The sequence below is a fragment of the Streptomyces sp. MCA2 genome, from assembly GCF_023544705.1.
GTDB lineage: Bacteria > Actinomycetota > Actinomycetes > Streptomycetales > Streptomycetaceae > Streptomyces > Streptomyces decoyicus.
Genome location: NZ_JAMJFM010000003.1, coordinates 1 through 17854, shown reverse-complemented (window position 1 = coordinate 17854; position 17854 = coordinate 1). Strand labels below are relative to the sequence as shown.

General features: G+C 70.8%; 14 protein-coding genes and 1 pseudogene. 13 read left to right on the top strand and 2 right to left on the bottom strand.

The annotated features are described in order from the left end of the window. Nucleotides 1-665 precede the first annotated feature (665 nt). The 12 genes from M8I34_RS03305 to M8I34_RS03250 all read left to right on the top strand — a co-directional run bounded on the left by M8I34_RS03305 (nucleotide 666) and on the right by M8I34_RS03250 (nucleotide 12964). Nucleotides 666-1508, top strand: a complete 843-nt coding sequence (locus M8I34_RS03305) for an SAM-dependent methyltransferase (RefSeq protein ID WP_250047795.1) — start codon at nucleotides 666-668, stop codon at nucleotides 1506-1508. 45 nt (nucleotides 1509-1553) lie between these two features. Beyond that, a complete protein-coding gene (locus M8I34_RS03300) occupies nucleotides 1554-3308 on the top strand; it encodes an aldehyde dehydrogenase (RefSeq protein WP_250047794.1) in 1755 nt (584 codons plus the stop codon). Then, nucleotides 3305-4438 carry an acyl-CoA dehydrogenase family protein gene (locus M8I34_RS03295; RefSeq protein WP_250047793.1) on the top strand — a complete coding sequence of 378 codons (1134 nt, stop codon included), beginning with the start codon at nucleotides 3305-3307 and terminating at the stop codon, nucleotides 4436-4438. Before M8I34_RS03300 ends, M8I34_RS03295 begins: the two co-directional genes overlap by 4 nt. Before the next feature lie 136 nt (nucleotides 4439-4574). Further along, nucleotides 4575-5867 (top strand): aspartate aminotransferase family protein, encoded by a 1293-nt coding sequence (locus M8I34_RS03290; protein ID WP_250047968.1) that lies wholly within the window; start codon nucleotides 4575-4577, stop codon nucleotides 5865-5867. Continuing rightward, nucleotides 5849-6322, top strand: a complete 474-nt coding sequence (locus M8I34_RS03285) for a type II toxin-antitoxin system RatA family toxin (protein ID WP_250047792.1) — start codon at nucleotides 5849-5851, stop codon at nucleotides 6320-6322. Before M8I34_RS03290 ends, M8I34_RS03285 begins: the two co-directional genes overlap by 19 nt. Nucleotides 6323-6325: 3 nt before the next feature. Continuing rightward, nucleotides 6326-6877: a hypothetical protein gene (locus M8I34_RS03280; RefSeq protein WP_250047791.1), complete on the top strand. Its 552-nt coding sequence runs from the start codon at nucleotides 6326-6328 to the stop codon at nucleotides 6875-6877. Continuing rightward, nucleotides 6874-7890 (top strand): DUF2156 domain-containing protein, encoded by a 1017-nt coding sequence (locus M8I34_RS03275; RefSeq protein ID WP_250047790.1) that lies wholly within the window; start codon nucleotides 6874-6876, stop codon nucleotides 7888-7890. Before M8I34_RS03280 ends, M8I34_RS03275 begins: the two co-directional genes overlap by 4 nt. Before the next feature lie 121 nt (nucleotides 7891-8011). After that, complete coding sequence (locus M8I34_RS03270; protein ID WP_250047789.1) at nucleotides 8012-8974, top strand: VlmB-like protein; 963 nt, start codon at nucleotides 8012-8014, stop codon at nucleotides 8972-8974. Beyond that, on the top strand, nucleotides 8971-10092 hold the full coding sequence (locus M8I34_RS03265; protein WP_250047788.1) for an acyl-CoA desaturase: 1122 nt from the start codon (nucleotides 8971-8973) through the stop codon (nucleotides 10090-10092). Before M8I34_RS03270 ends, M8I34_RS03265 begins: the two co-directional genes overlap by 4 nt. A gap of 41 nt (nucleotides 10093-10133) precedes the next feature. After that, nucleotides 10134-10652, top strand: coding sequence for a flavin reductase family protein (locus M8I34_RS03260; protein ID WP_051819024.1), 519 nt, complete (start codon nucleotides 10134-10136; stop codon nucleotides 10650-10652). A 93-nt stretch (nucleotides 10653-10745) separates the two neighbouring features. Beyond that, complete coding sequence (locus M8I34_RS03255; RefSeq protein WP_250047787.1) at nucleotides 10746-11315, top strand: hypothetical protein; 570 nt, start codon at nucleotides 10746-10748, stop codon at nucleotides 11313-11315. Nucleotides 11316-11449: 134 nt separating this feature from the next. Further along, the gene (locus M8I34_RS03250) at nucleotides 11450-12964 is read left to right on the top strand and encodes an AarF/ABC1/UbiB kinase family protein (RefSeq protein WP_250047786.1); all 1515 of its coding nucleotides are present in this window, start codon (nucleotides 11450-11452) and stop codon (nucleotides 12962-12964) included. Between the two features lie 70 nt (nucleotides 12965-13034). Here the strand turns inward: M8I34_RS03250 and panD are convergent. Both panD and M8I34_RS03240 read right to left on the bottom strand, forming a co-directional pair. Beyond that, nucleotides 13035-13450: pseudogene (gene panD / locus M8I34_RS03245) on the bottom strand (aspartate 1-decarboxylase). Nucleotides 13451-13531: 81 nt separating this feature from the next. Then, complete coding sequence (locus M8I34_RS03240; protein ID WP_250047785.1) at nucleotides 13532-14305, bottom strand: thioesterase II family protein; 774 nt, start codon at nucleotides 14303-14305, stop codon at nucleotides 13532-13534. A 261-nt stretch (nucleotides 14306-14566) separates the two neighbouring features. Here M8I34_RS03240 and M8I34_RS03235 point away from each other — a divergent pair. Beyond that, nucleotides 14567-17854: amino acid adenylation domain-containing protein (locus tag M8I34_RS03235; RefSeq protein ID WP_250047784.1), on the top strand; the 3288-nt coding region annotated here is incomplete at its 3' end.

The following is a 17854-nucleotide window of genomic DNA, read 5'->3' as shown; positions in this document are numbered from 1 at the left end:
TCCGGCAATACCGCAACCCTGGCGGTGACTTCACGTCTGAACGCCGCACGGACGTCCCGAAGGGGGCCCAGTCGGTGCCGCGCACACCCCCGCAACTCACCCTCAGTGAACCGTTGTTGTCGACTTCCTGACGGGAGACGCCGAGGAAGGAAGCGTGGAAGGGGTGGGCGGCGGCATGGCCTTCGAGGAGCTCTTTCTTGCCGACATGCGGGAGCGCGGCGGGTTGCTCAAGCCGAGGTGGCGGGGCCAGGCCGGCCCCGCCGGTGTCCGATACCCGACCGCTCGGGGGTGTGAGAGGCCCGATATACCGGCCCCGTTCTTCGGTGAGTAGTGGCCATATCACGCGGGCGCCGGCCTTTGGGAAACGCCAGGGAAACGTACAGGAAATGGAAATCGGTGGCCGGAAACCATCGCCCGCGTTTCATGGTTTCGCGGTCGTACTATTCATCCGTCCGGGTCCTTTGTCAGACCAGCCTTGCAATCGGGCAGTTCATTCACCGTAGGATCCTTTCCAGTTAGGCCGTTTGGCGTATGACGTTGCCATGCCGCATCCCGTACGCCGCACGAAAGGATGCCTTCTTGAATTGGTCGACATGGACCAGTGCAGGCTCTTCATCGATGGTTTTCGCCGGCAGGCCGAGCGTATGCGGGGAGGGAGATTCCCGGTGACCCAGGAGCGTGAAATCGAGCTCGTCGGAGTTTCCGAGACCGCCTTGTGGACCGCGGAAATGCGGGCAGGCGAATCCCGTAAGCAGAACGCATTGTTCAGTGACCCGTGGGCCGGGAATTTCGTGGCGGCGGCCGGTGGGTTTCACGGCCCGCCGGGGGCGGGGGCATTTCAGGTGCTGCTGCCCGAGTGGCTGGCGGTCCGTACGCGGTTCTTCGACGACCACCTGAGGGCCGGCGTCGGGTCGGGGTGCCGGCAGGTGGTCCTGCTGGGGGCCGGCCTCGACACACGGGCCTTCCGGCTCGACTGGCCGGCGGGGACGCGGCTGTACGAGGTGGACCTGCCGGCGGTGCATGCCTTCAAGGAAGAGGTGCTGGCGGGCTGTACTCCTACGACGGGTGAGCGCATCGCCGTCGGGGCCGATCTGCAAGGCTCCTGGTCAGATGCCCTCCTGGCGGCCGGATTCGATCCGGCGCAGCCCGCGGCGTGGCTGTGCGAAGGGCTTCTCTACTACTTCGAACCCGAGGTGGTGGAGGCGATCGTGACCACCGTGTCCGGGCTCTCCGCGCCGGGCAGCAGCCTGGGCGCCGAATGCCTGAACGCGGACACCGCCCAGTCCTCGTTCATGCGGCCGTGGCTGGAGGACATGGCCGCGGCGGGGACGCCATGGCCTTGGCGGCTGCGGGATTCCGGGAACTGGTGGGCCGGGCACGGCTGGGCCACCGAAGTGGCCGATCTCTGGAGTCTGCCGTATGTCGTGGAGCGGATGGGGGCTTTTCGCAACCTGCTCCAGGGGGGCGAGGAACTCAGCATGCTCCTGGTCACCGGAATGCGAAAGTGACGTACTGATCGTCCTGCCGGACGACCGGAAAGGAGTTCCCTCGGGATGAATCATCTCCAGGTGGAAGACTCGGTCAAGGAATCCTTTTGCGCCGGTTTCCCGGATGACGGGGCGGGCGACATCACCCCCGTCGCAAGAGCGGTGCGGAAAGCCGCTCCGCGTGAGTATCACTCATTTGTCGGCGGCGTCGACGTGCCCTCCGACAATGGCGTCTACTGCATGACCGCGCGGGCCATGCTCAATGACGTCTTCGCCACTCTGCGGGCGAAAAGGGCGCTGGAACGCGGCAAGGGGGATCCGGGAAATCCGAATGTGCTCGCCCGCTGCGCGGTGGCCGACGGCGAGACCGCCCGGTCGGCGGTGAAAGCGGCGGCCGAGGCATTTCCGCAGTGGGCGGCCGCACCCGCCCGTACGCGGGTCTTCGCGCTCGGCCGGGCCGTGCGCCGCCGTCTGGAGGCCCACCGTTCGGAGATCATCGAGGTGCTGATCCAGGAGCAGCATCCACGCGTCCTTGCGGAGTGGCAGTTCGCTGGGCTTCTCGGCGGATACTCCGAGGAGAACCTTCAGTTCTACGCCGGTCAGCTGCACATGGAGTTCTCGCAGGGCCCCCGCAGGATGCTGGTCCGCCGCCAGCCGGACGGCGTCGTCTGCGCCAACCCGCCGCAGAACGCACCGCTGTCGAGCGTGCTGCTGGCGGCCGCCGCGATGCTCGCCGGCAACACCCTGGTGGTCCGGGTCCCGCGCAGCGCGCCGCTGGGCGCGATGTACGTCCTGCGGGAGATCCTGGTGCCCGCGCTCGAAGAGGCCGGCGCACCCCCCGGGACGCTGAACTTCTTCTGCGCCGCCCCGCAGGAGGTCCTGGAGTCCTGGCTGAACGACCCGGCGGTCGCCGACATCTTCTACATCGGCCCCTCCGACTTCGGGCTCCGCCTGGAGGCGAAGTGTGTCGCCCGGGGCAAGAAGCCGATCCTCGAACTCGCCGGCAACGACGGTGTCGCCGTCTGGCGGGACGCCCATCTCGACCGTGCCGTACAGGCGCTGACCGAGTGCTTCCTCGGCTCCGGACAGATCTGCATGGTCCCCAACTACGCGGTGGTGCACCCCGATATCGCGGACGAGCTGCTGCGCAGGCTCGGCGAGGCCGTGGACGCGCTGCGGCCCGGCTACCCCGACGACCCGAAGACGCTGCTCTCCCCCGTGGTGCGCAGCGAGAAGTTCTTCGCCTTCCTCGACCAGGCGGTCGGTGCGGGGGCCCAGGTCCTGCGGGGCGGGCATCGCATCGAGATCGACGGAACCGTCAGCGACAACGGCCCCTTCCTCCAGCCGACCGTCCTGCGGGTGGACGGCCTGGCCGGTGCGCGCCTGGTCGATGCCGTACGGGAGGAGACCTTCTTCCCGCTCCTCCCGGTGGTGGTGGCCGAGCCCGGCGACGACGAGCACGTCCTCGGCCGGATGATCGCGTTCCTCAACGAGAACGCGTACGGGCTGCGGAACTCGGTGTGGGCGCGGGAGCGCCGGGTCGTCGACCGGTTCGTCCGCGACGTACGCAACGGAGGGCTGCTCAAGGTCAACGACTCCCACGTCGGCTTCCTCCCCTGTCTGCCCACCCACGGGGGGACCGGCCTGACGGGCGGGGTCTACGGGGAGGCCAATTATCCGCCGCTGCGGACGTCCCGGTTGCAGGGCGTGAGCGTGGCCCACGGCGTGAACCCGCGCGACGCCGTGTTCGGCTCCCCCGCCACCACCGACTGCACCGACTGCACCGACTGCACCGACTGCACCGACAGGAGCGCTTCATGAGGATGCTGGACGAAGCACGGTCCCACTGCGACCGCCTGCTGCCGGGGCTGTGCCCGGCGCTGTCGGGAATCCCGCTCCAGGAGCTGGAGCGGCCGGGCAGTCCCGCGATCGAGCTGTTCCGGAAGTACGGCGGCGCCGGGCTGCTGATCCCCACCGAGCACGGCGGCGCCGGGGCCGGCCCCCGGGACGCGGTACGGACGATGGCGGCCCTCTCGTCGTACTCCCCCTCGCTCGGCGCGGCGGTGGCGATGCACGGCTTCTCCGTCGCCACGCTGCGAGCCGTGCCGGAGAGTGTGAACCCGTTGGTGCCGGTGCTGCTCGGTGCGGTGGCCGGTGAACGGCTGCTGGTGGCGTCCGCGTTCGCGGAGGGCACCTCGGGGCAGGGTGTGCTGACGCCGACGATGACGGCGCGCAAGACCGACGACGGCCGTTACCGGGTCACCGGGTCGAAGAAACCGTGCAGCCTCTCGCGGTCCATGGACCTGATCACGGCGAGCGTACGGCTGGCCGCGGAGGACGGGGAGGAACCCGAGACCGCGATCGTGCTGATTCCCGCGACGGCCGAGGGCATCAGCGTGCACTCCTTCTGGGACACCCCCGCGCTGGCCGGGGCGGAGAGCGACGAAGTGCGCTTCGACGAGGTCCCGTGCGGCCCGGAGGAGCTGTTGCGGCTGGGGGACGACCCCGCCGACTCCGAACGGCTCACCAGCACCGGACTGATCTGGTTCCAGCTGATCATCTCCAGCGTCTATGCGGGCCTGGCGGCTTCGCTCGTCGAGGAGGTCTTCCGCCGGTCGCGCGGCAGCGCCTCGGACCGGGCCGCCCTGGGCGCCGGTCTGCGTTCGGCCCTGCTCCAGCTCGATTCCGTCGCGCTGCGCCTGGAGAGCGGTGAGTCCGGTACGGGCGCACTCGCCGACGCGCTGACGGTGCGCTACGCCGTCCAGGACGCGGTGAGTGAGCTGTCGGGCCGCTCCGCCGAACTCCTCGGCGGCATGGCCTTCATCAACTCACCCGATGTCGCCTACCGGTTGGCCGCGGGTCGAGCGCTGGCCTTCCACCCGCCGTCGCGCACGAGCACGGCGGACTCCATGGACGCCTACTTCGCCGGCCGGCCGTTCGTCATGCCCTGAGCTGTCGCCCGCGGCCCGAACCGTTCCGCTTCCTCCTGGAGCCCCTATGACCTCGCCCCCTGCCCGGACGCGCGGGCACACGAAGACGCCGACGCCGGTACCCGGACGGCAGCAGAGACCCCCCGGCGACACCGACATGTCCCCCGAGAAGACGAAGGCCGCGGTGACCGCCCGCTACCGCGCCCATCTGAGCCCCGCCCGGGCGACCTTGGGTGAGCTCTTCGGCGGGCTGGTGGAGAGCAGTTCGTCGGGAGCGTGGGTGTTCACCACGGACGGGCGGGCCCTGCTCAACTGCGGCGGCTACGGCGTGCTGCTGATGGGCGCCCGGCATCCGCGGGTGGTACGGGCGGTCACGGAGCAGATCGCGACCCACCCCGTGGCCACCCGGATGCTGCTGGAGCCGCGCGCGGGGGCGGCCGCCGAGGCGCTCGCCGCGGTCACCCCGCCCGGTCTGGATCATGTCCACTTCGCCGGTTCCGGTGCGGAGGCGGTCGAGGCCGCGCTGAAGCTGGCGCGCTGCCACGGCAGAACCAGGGTGCTGGCCACACACGGGGGCTACCACGGCAAGACGATGGGCGCGCTGTCGGCCACCGGCAACCCGATGTACCGCGAGCCGTTCCTCCCGTTGCTGCCCGACTTCCGTCATCTTCCGTACGGGGACGCCGCCGCGCTCGAACAGGAACTGGCGCAGGGGCCGGCCGACACCGCGTGTGTGATCGTCGAGCCGGTGCAGGCGGAGGCCGGGGTGCACCTCCCTCCCCCGGGCTACCTCTCGGAGGTCGCGGCCTCCTGCCGGGCCCACGGCGCGCTGCTGGTGCTCGACGAGGTGCAGACCGGACTCGGGCGCCTCGGTACCTGGTGGGGGGCGGACCGCGAGGGGGTCGTCCCCGACATGCTGCTGGTCGGCAAGGCCCTGTCCGGTGGTGTCATCCCCGTTTCCGCCATGGTGGCGCGCCAGGAGGTCTTCCAGCCGTTCGGGAGCGACCCCTTCGTGCACACCTCCACGTTCTCCGCGGCGCCGGTGGCGATGGCGGCGGCCGAGGCCGCCATCGCCTGCATCGAGGAGGAGGGCCTGGTCTCCCGGGCGAAGGCGCTGGGCAGTCATCTGCTGCCCCGTATCCGGCAGATCGCGGCCGAGTGCCTCGGGGAGCTGCTGGTCGAGGTGCGGGGCGCCGGTCTGCTGATCGGGGTCGAGCTGGCCGAACCGGGCCTGACCGCCGAACTCCTGCTGGAGCTGATCTCCCGCGGGGTGATCGCCAACCATTCGCTGAACTCGCACGCGGTGCTGAGGTTCACCCCGCCCGCCGTCCTCACGGACCGGGACGTGGACATCCTGCTCACCACCTTCGAACAAGCCTGCACGGCGCTCTCCGAGAGCCGTCGGAACGCCTGGAAAGAAGAGAGTCGCCCATGCGCTGTGCCGAGTTGACCCTGCTCGTCGACCAGTCCCCGGCCGAGGTGCTCGACGCCCTGGCCGATCTGTCCGGCTTCTCCGCCCATGCCCCCGACGTGCGGTCGGTGGTCGTCACGCCGGACCCGGAGCGTCCGGGCGAGTCCGTGAGCCGCTGGGAGGTCCAGTTCCGCAGCGGGACTCTCCGCTGGAGCGAGCGGGACCGCATCGACCGGGAGAACCTCCGGATCGACTTCGTGCAGGAGGACGGCGACTTCCTGCATTTCGAGGGGAGTTGGCAGCTGCGGGAGGTCCCGTCGGGGTGCGAGATCCGCTTCGTGACCTGCTTCGACTTCGGCGTGGTCAGCCTCGCTCAGCTCCTCGATCCGGCGGCCGAGCGGGTCCTCAAGGAGAACGTGGCGCGGGCGCTGGCGGGCTGGTTCACCGGAGTGCGGCCGGCCGACGCCGTGCCGGTCACCGCGGGTCGGAGCTGACACATGGACACCCACAACCTGTGCCAGACGCCCACCACCTACCGGCTCTTGAGGCTGGAGTACCTCCTCGGGCTCGTCGTGGCGGGCGGGTTCTTCGTGGCCCATCTCGGCGCGGTCCGCTGGTGGGTCGCGGCGGTCCTCTTCGCGTACATCGACGTCATCGGCTATCTGCCCGGGGCCGTCGCCTTCCGGCGCAGCGGCGACGGCCGGATCCACCGGGCCTACTACGTGCTCTACAACGTGATGCACAGCCTCGGCTTCCAGGGGCTGGTCGTCGCGGGCTGGATCTGGACCGTGGGGCCCGAGTGGGCGCTGCTCGTGATCCCCATCCATCTGTGCGGGGACCGGGGCCTGTTCGGCAACTTCGTGAAGTCCTTCACGGTCTCGTTCGAGCCCGTCCCGCATCCGGCGGTGGGCGCCGCGCTCCGGGACTTCGCGACCGTGCCGTGGTACGCCGTCGCTCCGCCCGACCGCGACCCCGGCCCCGACGCTTCGCCGGCCGCGCCGGGGCCACGCGGCGGCGCGGCGCCGCAGCCGAGCGAGGCCGTGCGGTGACCGCCCCGGCCGCCCTCGGTGACGACGAGGCGGTGGACGTGCTGCGCCGTCACGGCCGGCACAGCAGCGCCTTCCTGACCATGAACTCCGGTGTCCGCAGGATGGCCCCCGACGGCCTCGACGGATTCGCCGCCTACCGGGAGAGCGGACGCCGGCATCTGTTCGAGCTGTGCGGCCCGGTCTGCGCGTACGGCGACCGCGAGCGCCTCCTCGTGGCGCTGCTGGAACGGGCGCGGGGCGAGCGCCGGCGGGTGGGCGCGGTGCAGCTCTCCCGGGACGACGCGCTGCTCCACGCCGACCACGGCTTCGTCGTCAACCAGCTCGGTGCGTCCTTCAGCATCGCGCTGGCGGACTACAGCCTCCGTGGCCAGCGCATGGTCAAGGTCCGCAACATGGTGAACCGGGCACGGCGCGAGGGCGTGGTGGTCCGGGAGGTCCCGCCGGGCGAGGCGGACGATCCGGCCCGGGCCGCCGCCCTCGACCACGTGGACGCCGCCTGGCTCCGCGCCAAGGGCCGGCACGTCAAGGAGCTGGACTTCCTCATCGGGGAGCGGGGCGGTCCCGGCAGGCCGTACCGGCGGCTCTTCACCGCCGTCCACGAGGGGCGGACGGTGGGCTATGTCTCCTACTCGCCCGTCTTCGGGGCCCGCACGGGCTGGCTGTACGACCTGACGCGCCGGTCGCCCGAGGCACCTCCCGGGACCGTCGATCTTCTCTTCGCCACCGGCCTCCAGCAGTTCCAGGAGGAGGGCTGCGGCTGGCTGCACCTCGGCTTCACCCCGTTCGTGCAGTTCGGGGATCCGTTGCAGGACCCCGGGCCGTCCAGCACGGTCCTGCGCCGCATGCTGGAGCTGCTGGGCAGCCGGGGGCAGGCGCTCTACCCCGCGGCGGCCCAGGAATCCTTCAAGCTCAAGTGGCGCCCGCAGCACATCGAGCCCGAGTACCTGGCGTTCCAGAACGGCGTGAGCGTGGCCGCCGTGTGGAATCTGCTGCGCCTGACCAGGACCGTCTGACGGCGCCCTCGCCGCCCTTGCCTGCCCTGCTCCCCCGCCCGTTCCGCCTGCTTCCCCCGCCCCTTTCCCAGCTCATTCCCTCAGCCCGTCGAACAGCGACACCAGTGAAAGAGGAACCGAGATGTTGAGCGTGGCACCCGACACCGTCCCTCGCGAAGCGGATCCCGATCAGGCTCCCGACCTGCTGGACGGAGCACTCACCAGCGAGCTGACGCCGGAGGGCTGCGATATCGCCTACTGGCTGAACGCGGTGCCGCAGGGCACCCTGCGCGGCGACCCCATGGGCCGATCCCGCGGCGTGGCCGTACCGGAGCACATGCTTGTCGAAGGGCCGCTGCGCCAGGCGGTCATGCAGGAGATGGCGTTCCGTTCGATGGCGGAGGAGAAGGCGGCCCGTGCCATCTCCTTCCTCGTCGCCCACGCCCCCGACGTCGCCGAGATGGACTTCTTCACCACACAGCTGATGGACGAGGCGCGGCACGCCTACGCCTTCCGCGGCCATCTGCGTGAACTCGGCGTCGGGCAGGACGAGTTGGCCGACACGATGGAGAAGCTCGCCGGGGCCGACCGCGAGGCGATCCTGGACCCGCTGGAGCGCTTCGGACTGTCCGTCCTGGAGCGCGAGGGCGACTACATCGGCGGAGTCGTCACCCTCACCGTGCTGGTCGAGGGAGTCCTCGCCCCCACCGCGGAGCTGAGCGAACGCAAGTGGCGGCCGCTGGACGCCCCGGCCGCCGAGATCGAGCGGGCGGCGGGCATCGACGAGATCCGGCATCTCTCGGTGGGCTCCACCATCGTCCGCCGTCATCTGCACCGCTGCCCCGGGGACACGGCGCGCATCGCCGCGCTGCTGGGACGGGGGGAGCAGCTGTGGGCCGGGCTGCCGGTGCAGGAGATGACGTACCGCAGGGAGGAGCTGTTCCAGCAGGGGATGGAGCAACACCGCGCGCTGGTGGGCGACTACGAGGCATGGCCCGGCCGCCGGCTCGTCGACACCACTGCCGAGGAGCGGATGCGGACCGCCCTCGAGTGGGCCCGCCGGACCCAGGAATCGCGGCTCGCGTACATGGGGCTGGGCCGGTGAGCACGACGGCAGGGCACGGCGTACCGGTCCCGCCCCCGGCTGAGGGCGGCGAAGTGCCCCGTATCAACGGTGCGTTGCGGGACGACGGCGCGGCGCGGGGCCGGGAGACCGACCGGGACGAGGACTTCCGCGAACTGTCCCGGCGCGTCCATGACGCGGGGCTGATGCGGCCCCGCCGGGCCCGCTACGCCGGCCGGATCACCCTGATCTGGCTGCTGAACGCACTCGGCTGGACCGCCCTGGCCCTGTGCGAGCGCCAGTGGTGGCAGGTCGTTCTCGTCGCGGGCTGGCTCGCCGTCTGGTGCGAGCAGCTCGCCTTCCTGGTGCACGACGCCGGACACCGGCAGATCTCCCGTCACCGCCGGACCATCCAGGCGCTCGGGCTGGTGCATGCCAACCTCGCGCTGGGTGTCTGCTTCGGCTGGTGGGTGCAGCATCACAACCGGCACCACAACCACCCCAACCATCTGGAGCTGGACCCGGACATTCTGCGCCGGGTGGCGGTCTTCGCTCCCGAACAGGCCGAGCAGCGGTCCGGCCTGGCGCACTTCCTCGCCAGGAACCAGCGGTACCTCTTCTTCCCCCTGCTGGGCCTGGAAGCGGTGGTGCTGCGCCTCGCCGGACTCATCGCGCTGCGCCGTCGGGCGATCCGCCGCCCGTGGCTGGAGGGCGGACTGCTGCTGGCGCATGTGACGCTCTACCTCGGGGCCGTCCTGACGCTGCTGCCGCTGCCGGCCGCGGCGCTCTTCCTCGCGGTGCACCAGGGTCTGCTGGGCTACCTGCTCGGCCTGGGCTTCGCCGTGAACCACAAGGGGCTGCCCACCCGCACCGGCGGGGAGTGGAGCTGGCTGGAGCGGCAGGTGCTCACCGCCAGGACGCTGCCGACCGGACTGCTGGGCGACTTCTTCCACGGCGGGCTGAACTACCAGATCGAGCATCACCTGTTCCCGGGCATGCCGCGCTCCGCACTGCGCCGGGCCTACCCCATCGTCAGGGACTTCTGCCGTGAGCGGGGGATCGCGTACGTCGAAACGGGGGTCCTGGAGTCCTACCGCGACCTGGCACGTCATCTGGACTCGGCGAGCCGGACCCTGCGCGAGAAGACCGCCACCGGCTGAGGGGCGTCCGCACGCCCGTGCAGCCAAGGAGGAGGAAACCTGTGACAGCACCGCCTCACACCGCCCGGCAGCAGGCCCCGATGGCGGACGTCTACCGCGCGGCGATGGCTCATGTGCCCTCGTGTGTGTCCGTGGTGACGACGCACACCCCGGCGGGGCCCGTCGGGGTCACGGTCAGCGCCCTGCTCTCCCTGTCCCTGAGCCCGCCGGCGCTGGTGGTCTCGCTGACCTCGTCGGGGCAGACGCTGCCGTGGATCCGCCGGAGCGGCGCTTTCGGGGTCAACGTCCTGGGCTGGGAGCAGCGTCACCTCGTCGAGCAGTTCGCCACCGGCCCTCCCCAGCAGCGGTTCGAAGGTGTCCCGCACACCTTTCATCTGGGCCAGCCGCTGATCGTCTCGGCGCCGGTGCGGATCGTCTGCACCCTGGAGGCGACCCGGGAGGAGTGGGATCACACCCTGCTGACCGGACGGGTGGCCTGGTGCAGCCACCACCCCGAATCGGCCGGGCTGCTGCTGCACGGACGCGGCAGACACCCCGTACCGCACCACGCCGCCGGCTGAGCCGGGCGGTGCCACGAAAGCTGCCGTGAAAGCGGCATCAGCGGGCCCCGGTTCCGGGTGCCCGTCCCCTCCAAGTCCAAGGAGACTGCGCTCATGGGCACCAGTGACACGTTCAAGGACTTCATCGGTGACATCGCCGATGACACGAAGAAGGCGTTCGACGAGCTCCTGGATCGCGACGACGATGACAAGGACTCGGACCTCGGCCTGGCCAATCTGCCGCTCCAGGCCCTCGCGGGCCTGCCGGCCGAAGCGCTCCGCTCGCTGAGCACTCTTGCAGCGGTGCAGGGCCTCACCGGCTCGGGCAAGAGCGGAAAGAAGAACAGTGGCGGGGTCAACCCGCTCGCGGCTCTGGCCCTCGCGGGCAACAACCCGCTCGCGGCCCTCGGCGCGGCGGGCAATCCGGCCGCCGCCCTGGGGCTGTTGGCCGGGGGCGGGCTGCCCAACCCCGTCGCCGGTCTCGGCCAGGTGGCAGGCGGCCTGAACCCGATGGCCGCGGCCGGCCAGGTCTCCAACGCGGTCAGCGGCGCGGCGGACATGGCCGGCGGGCTGGCGCAACTGCCGCAGCAGATCGCGCAGTTGAGTGAGCTGATCGCCACCCTCACCGGGGTGCTGGAGAACGTCCAGGGCTTGGTGCCGAAGATGCCGAAGGCGCGGGCGTAGGGGCCGGCTGACGGCCGCATCACCCCCGGCCGGCCGCGGCACGGCCGGCCGGGGGCTTCCGGGCTTGCCGAACGATGACCGGCGACCGGTGACGTCACACAGACAGCGCAGCGAGGAAAGGCAGGTCCCAACGAGTGGCGCGCATGGTCGGTGCCCGCGTACGCGTGGTGGCCAAGGTGCTGGGCCAGCTCGTGGCCGACGAGACCCGTCGGTCCGGGCGGCACGCCGACGGGACGGACCCCGAACAGCGGCGGGCCCGGGCCGTCCGCAGCGCGCTGGAGAGCCTGGGCCCGTTCTACGTGAAGATCGGGCAGATCCTCTCGACCCGTCCCGACATGGTCCCGCCCTCCATGATCGCCGAACTCCAGAACCTGCACGACGAAGTGGCGGTGCAGCCCTTCTGTGTGTTCGAGCCCGTGCTGGAGCGTGACCTGGGGCCGGACTGGAAACTCCGCTTCGACGACATCGACACCGAACGTCCGCTGGGCGCCGCGTCCCTGGCGCAGGTCCACCGGGTGACGCTGGCCGGCGGGCGGCAGGGCGTCATCAAACTCCAGCGTCCCGGTATCCGCGAGGACGTATTGGCGGACATGGCGATGCTGCGCCGCGCCGCCCGGCTGGTCACCCGCGGGGCGCCGCGCTTCAGTTCCGTCGTGGACGTGGAGTCCATGCTCAGCATCGTCTTCGACTCCATGGAGCCCGAACTGGACTTCACCGGCGAGGCGAACAACATGGACGTCGCGCGCGAGTCCATCCGCCGGTTCCGCTCGCTGGCCGTCCCCAAAGTGATCGTCGCCAAGCCGCGGGTGCTGGTGCAGGCGATGGCGCCGGGCACCTCGGTACGCCGTATCGACCAGGCGGACTTCTCCGAGCGGGAGCGTACGGAGATGGGCCGTGAGCTGCTCGCCTTCATGTACCGCGGGTACTTCATCGACCGGTTCTTCCACGCCGACCCGCACCCCGGCAATGTCTTCGCCGTGCCCGGCGGGCCCGCCACCCTCATCGACTGGGGCATGGTCGGCCGCATCGACCAGCGCACCAGCATGAGCCTCCTGCTGGTCCTGATGTGCGTCGCCCAGAACGACGGCCACGGGCTGGCCACGGCGTGGACCGAGATGGGGCGCACCACCCCCTGGTCCGACATCCCCGGCTTCCGCTCCGACATGGCCGCCCTGGTGCCGAAAATCGCCTCCGCCTCGCTGGACGACCTCGACTTCGGCGTCACCCTCACCTCCGTCCTCCAGAAGGCGAGCCGACGCGGTATCGCCTCCAGCCCGGCCGTGTCGATCCTCGGCAAGTCCTTCGCCAACCTTGAGGGTTCGGTCCGCTATCTGGCACCGGAGCTGGCGCTGGCCAAGGTCTTCCAGAAGGAGGTGCCCGGCATCATGGTCCAGCTCGTCGCCGAAGCCGCCTCCTGGCAACAGGGCGCGCGGACCGCCCTGGAAGCCCTCCTGGGCGGCGGCTCCGCCGGTCAGCAACTCCGCGCCCTGGGCGACGACGTGTCCAACCGCCGGCTCTCCTTCCAGACGAGCCGCACCCACCGGGGAGCCGCCCAGGGCGGCGAACGGCGCGGTGTGCCCCGCGGCCTGCTGGCCTTGGGCGCGCTGGCCCTGCTCCTGGATCACCGGCGGCGGGGGCGCGGGCGGTGAGAGAGCGCTCGGAGTACGCACAGGGCCGGCCACGTCCCGTCGTCCACGAGGCCGGCCGAAGGCGACGACGCTACCGGGAGACGACGTCCCCCCGCTTGAGGCCGGAGCCCGCGGGCACCTCGGCGGGGTCGCCGCCGAGGCTCATGACCTTGTTCTCACCGTCGACGAAGACCACCCGCGGCTGGAGCTCACGGGCCTCCTCGTCGTTCACCGCCGCGTACGCGATGATGATCACGAGGTCGCCGGGGCTGATGAGCCGCGCCGCGGCACCGTTGATGCCGATGATCCCGGATTCCGGGGGCCTTCGATGACGTAGGTGGACAGGCGTGCGCCGTTGTCTATGTCGACGATGTCCACCTTCTCGCCGGGGAGGAGGTCGGCAGCTTCCATGAGGTCCGCACTCACCGTGAGGGAGCCCACGTAGTGCAGATCCGCCTGGGTCACGGTGGCCCGGTGGATCTTCGACTTCATCATGGTCCGGTACACGTTTCTCATTCCTTTGTTCAGCTGTACATGACTCTGCTCGGTGCCGGGCACGCCGGGCGTCGAGGACCGGCCGGGCCGGCGTCAGACCCTGGACGCGAGGACGGAGAGTCGCTCTCGGATGTCGCCGACCAGCTCGGCTTCGTGGGGGACGAGGTAGAAGTGACCGCCGGGGAACGCGCGCGCCTCGCAGCGCACCGAGGTCAGCTCGGACCACGCCCGGACGTCGTCGGGGGTGGGTCCGGGGTCGTCGGTCCCGAAGTAGGCGACGACGGGGAGGTCAACGGCCGGAGCCTTGGGACCCGCCACATACGCTTCGAGCAGCCCGTAGTCCGCACGGATCGGCGGCAGCACCAGGTCGCGCAGCTCGGGGTCCCCCAGAACCTCGGCCCCGGGGCCGCCGAGCCGGGTGACCGTGGCCAGCAGGTCCTCGTCGGTGAGGTCGCCGGTGCTGAGGCGGCGCAGGCGATGCGGGGCGGCCCGGCCGGAGACGAGGAGCGCCGCCGGACCTGCCACCCCGCGTGCGGCGAGCAGGGCCGCGACCTCATGGGCCACGGAGGCCCCCATGCTGTGGCCGAAGAAGACGGTGTGGGGCGTCATCTGGGGTGCCAGCCCGTCGGCGATCCCGCCGGCCAGCTCCGCCATGCTCGTGAGGCAGGGTTCGGCGATGCGCTCCTCACGGCCCGGATAACGCACCGCGCTCACCTCCCAGTCGGCCGGGAGCTGCTGGGGCCAGGTGCGGAAGAAACTCGCCGAGCCGCCGGCGTGCGGGAAACAGACCAGCCGCAGCCGGGGTGCGGCCACCGGTTGGAACGTACGCAGCCACCGCGTGGGGAGCGAGCCAGAAGAGTGAGGCATGCGCGGAAGCTTAGGGGCCGGAGGTATCGGCCGCGTATCGCTCGTCTAAACCGCACGGGGGGCCGGTTCCGGCGGCCCGGAACCGTGAAGCGCCAGCGATAACGAGACGAAAGCTGAGCCACTTACCTTCGCAGACTGGCGTCATACGCGGGGCTTGCGACGTGGCGAGTGCCTTTCGTGCCGCGCCGGGTCACCAGTTCGCGGGCCCGTTCCTCACACACGCCCATGGCCTCATCACGCACTGCACTAGGAGTCAGCGGCATGGCTGAAGCATCGATGCACGGTTCAGATCTGCCGGGCGGGCAGCTTCCTCCCGTGGACACGGCTGAGCTCCTGCGCGTGCCGGCCGAGTGGAACGACACGGCACGTGAGGTGCCCGCGACGAGTCTGCGGGAACTCTTCGAGACCCAGGCCGCGTTGACGCCGGACGCCGATGCGGTGATCTGTGGCACGGCGCGCCTGTCGTACGCGGAGCTGAACTCCCGGGCGAACCGGCTGGCGCGCCGGCTGCTGGCCCGCGGTGTCGGGCCCGAGGACTATGTGGCGGTGGCCCTGCCGCGGACGGTGGAGCTGCCGGTCGCCCTGCTGGCCGTCGTGAAGACCGGTGCGGCCTATCTGCCCGTCGACCCCGAGCACCCGGCCGACCGCATCGGCCACATCCTCTCCGACGCGCGCCCCGTCTGCGTGCTCGCGGCAGCCAGCACCGTACAGAATCTGCCCGTCGATGCCGACCACCTCCTGGTCACCGACGACGCGACGGAACGGGCCGCGGTCGAGGCCCTGCCGGGCACCGACCTGACGGACGGCGAGCGGCCCGGGAGCCGTTCGCTCGGCCACCCCGCGTATGCCATCTACACCTCGGGGTCCACCGGGCGCCCCAAGGGCGTGGTGATCTCGACGGGAAGCCTGGTCAACTTCCTGGCGGCGATGAAGGACTCCATCGCGCCGAAGCCCTCGGACCGGCTCCTCGCCGTGGCGACGGTCGCCTTCGACATCGCGGGCCTGGACCTGTACCTGCCGCTGATCTCGGGCGCGTCGGTGGTCATCGCCACCTCCGAGCAGGTCCGCGACGCCGCACAGCTGGCCGAACTGCTCACCACGTCCGGTGTGACCGTCATGCAGGCGACCCCCTCCCTCTGGCAGGGCCTGGTCTCCCAGTACCCCGACGCCCTGCGCGGTCTGCGGATCCTCGTCGGCGCGGAAGCCATGCCGCCCGCTCTGTCGCGCAGGATGACCGAGCTCGCCGAGAGCGTCACCAACCTCTACGGCCCGACGGAGACGACCGTCTGGTCCACCCTCGCGGACGTCACCGGCGAGGGGGCCGCACCGATCGGCCGGCCGATCGGCAATATGCACATGCATGTCCTGGACTCCGCGCTGTGCCCTGTCCCGGTGGGCACGCCGGGGGAGCTCTACATCACCGGTCACGGACTGGGCCGGGGATACCTCAACCAGCCCGGACTGACCGCCGGGCGCTTCGTGTCGAGCCCGTTCGGCGCTCCGGGTGAGCGCATGTACCGCACGGGCGACCTGGCGAAGTGGCGGGCGGACGGGCAGCTGGACTACCTGGGCCGGGTCGACTTCCAGGTCAAGGTCCGCGGCTACCGCATCGAACTCGGCGAGATCGAGTCCGTGGTCGTCGCGGACGCCGGGGTGGCCCAGTGCGTGGTCATCGTCCGTGAGGACCGGCCCGGTGACCAGCGGATCGTCGCCTATGTCGTTCCGGTCGACGGGGACGAGCGGCTGGATGTGGCCGGTCTGCGGGAGCGGGCGGCACAGGCGCTGCCCGCGTACATGGTCCCCTCCGCCTTCCTCCAGCTCGGCTCGTTCCCGCTCAACCCGAACGGCAAGGTGGACCGCAAGGCCCTCCCGGCGCCGGAGCTGCCCGCCGCGCCCACCTCGCGGCGGCCGCGCAATCCGCGGGAGGAGATCCTGTGCGGGTTCTTCGCCCAGATCCTCGGCGTGGACCGCGTCGGGATCGACGACAACTTCTTCGACCTCGGCGGACACTCCCTCCTCGCCACCCGCCTCGTCAGCCGCATCCGCACCACGTTCGGTGCCGAACTCGCGGTACGTGACCTCTTCGAGGCCTCTTCGGTCGCGGCTCTCGCCGACCGGCTCGACGACGCGGCCGGTGCGCGTGCGGCGCTGGCGCCGGTGGAGCGGCCGGAGCGGGTGCCGCTGTCGTTCGCGCAGCGACGGCTGTGGTTCCTGCACCAGTTGGAGGGGCCCAGCGCGACGTACAACCTGCCGATGGCCTTGCGTATGTCCGGGGTGCTGGGCACCGACGCGCTGCGCCAGGCGATGGCCGATCTGGTGGACCGCCACGAGAGCCTGCGCACCGTCTTTCCCGAGACCGACGGCGTCCCGTACCAGCGGGTGCTGACGGGGGACGCCGCCCGGCCCGTGATCGAGGTCGTCGCCACCACCCCCGACGGCATGGACGCGGCGATCGAGGAAGCGGCCGCGCACGTCTTCGACCTCTCGGCCGAACTCCCGCTGAAGATATGGCTGTTCGAAGCCTCGCCGGTGGACCATGCGCTGCTGGTCCTGACCCATCACATCGCCGGTGACGGCTGGTCGACGGACCCCTTCATCCGCGATCTGTCGGCGGCTTACACCGCCCGCTGTGACGGTGCCGCTCCGCAGTGGACACCGCTGCCGGTGCAGTACGCCGACTACACCCTCTGGCAGCGCGAGGTGCTGGGCGACGAGAGCGACCCGGACAGTGTCATCTCCCGCCAGATCGACTACTGGCGCGGCACTCTCACGGGACTGCCCGAGCAGTTGGAACTGCCCGCCGACCGGCCGCGCCCGGCTGTCGCCAGCCACCAGGGCGACACCGTGCCCTTCGCCTGGGACACCGACCTCCACCACGGCATCACCCGCCTGGCACGCGCACACCAGTCGAGTGTCTTCATGGTCGTCCAGGCGGCGCTGGCGGCGCTGCTGACCCGGCTCGGCGCGGGCACCGACATCCCCATGGGGTCGGCAATCGCCGGACGTAACGACGACGCGCTCGACGACCTCGTCGGGTTCTTCGTCAACACGCTGGTGCTGCGTACTGATACGTCCGGCGATCCCACCTTCGCCGAACTCCTGGGTCGGGTCAGGGAAGCGGACCTGGCGGCCTTCGCCCATCAGGACGTGCCCTTCGAGCGGCTCGTGGAGATCGTCAACCCCACGCGCTCCCTGGCGCACCACCCGCTCTTCCAGGTGATGCTGACCTTCCAGAACAACGACGCCGAGCTGGAACTGCCCGGACTCACCGTGCAGGGCCATCCGCTGGACGCGGCGTCGGCCAAGTTCGACCTCTCCTTCGACGTGGAAGAGCAGCACGACAGCAGCGGTGTGCCGTCGGGCATGCGGGGGTCGGTGGAGTTCGCGACCGACCTCTTCGACCGGCAGACCGCGCAGAGCATCGCGACATGGCTGGAGCGCCTGCTGCGCAACGCCGTTGAGGACGCCGCACGGCCGATCGGCGAGCTGGACGTGCTCACCGCGCGGGAGCGTGAGCTGCTGCTCAACGGCTGGAACGACACCGCGCGC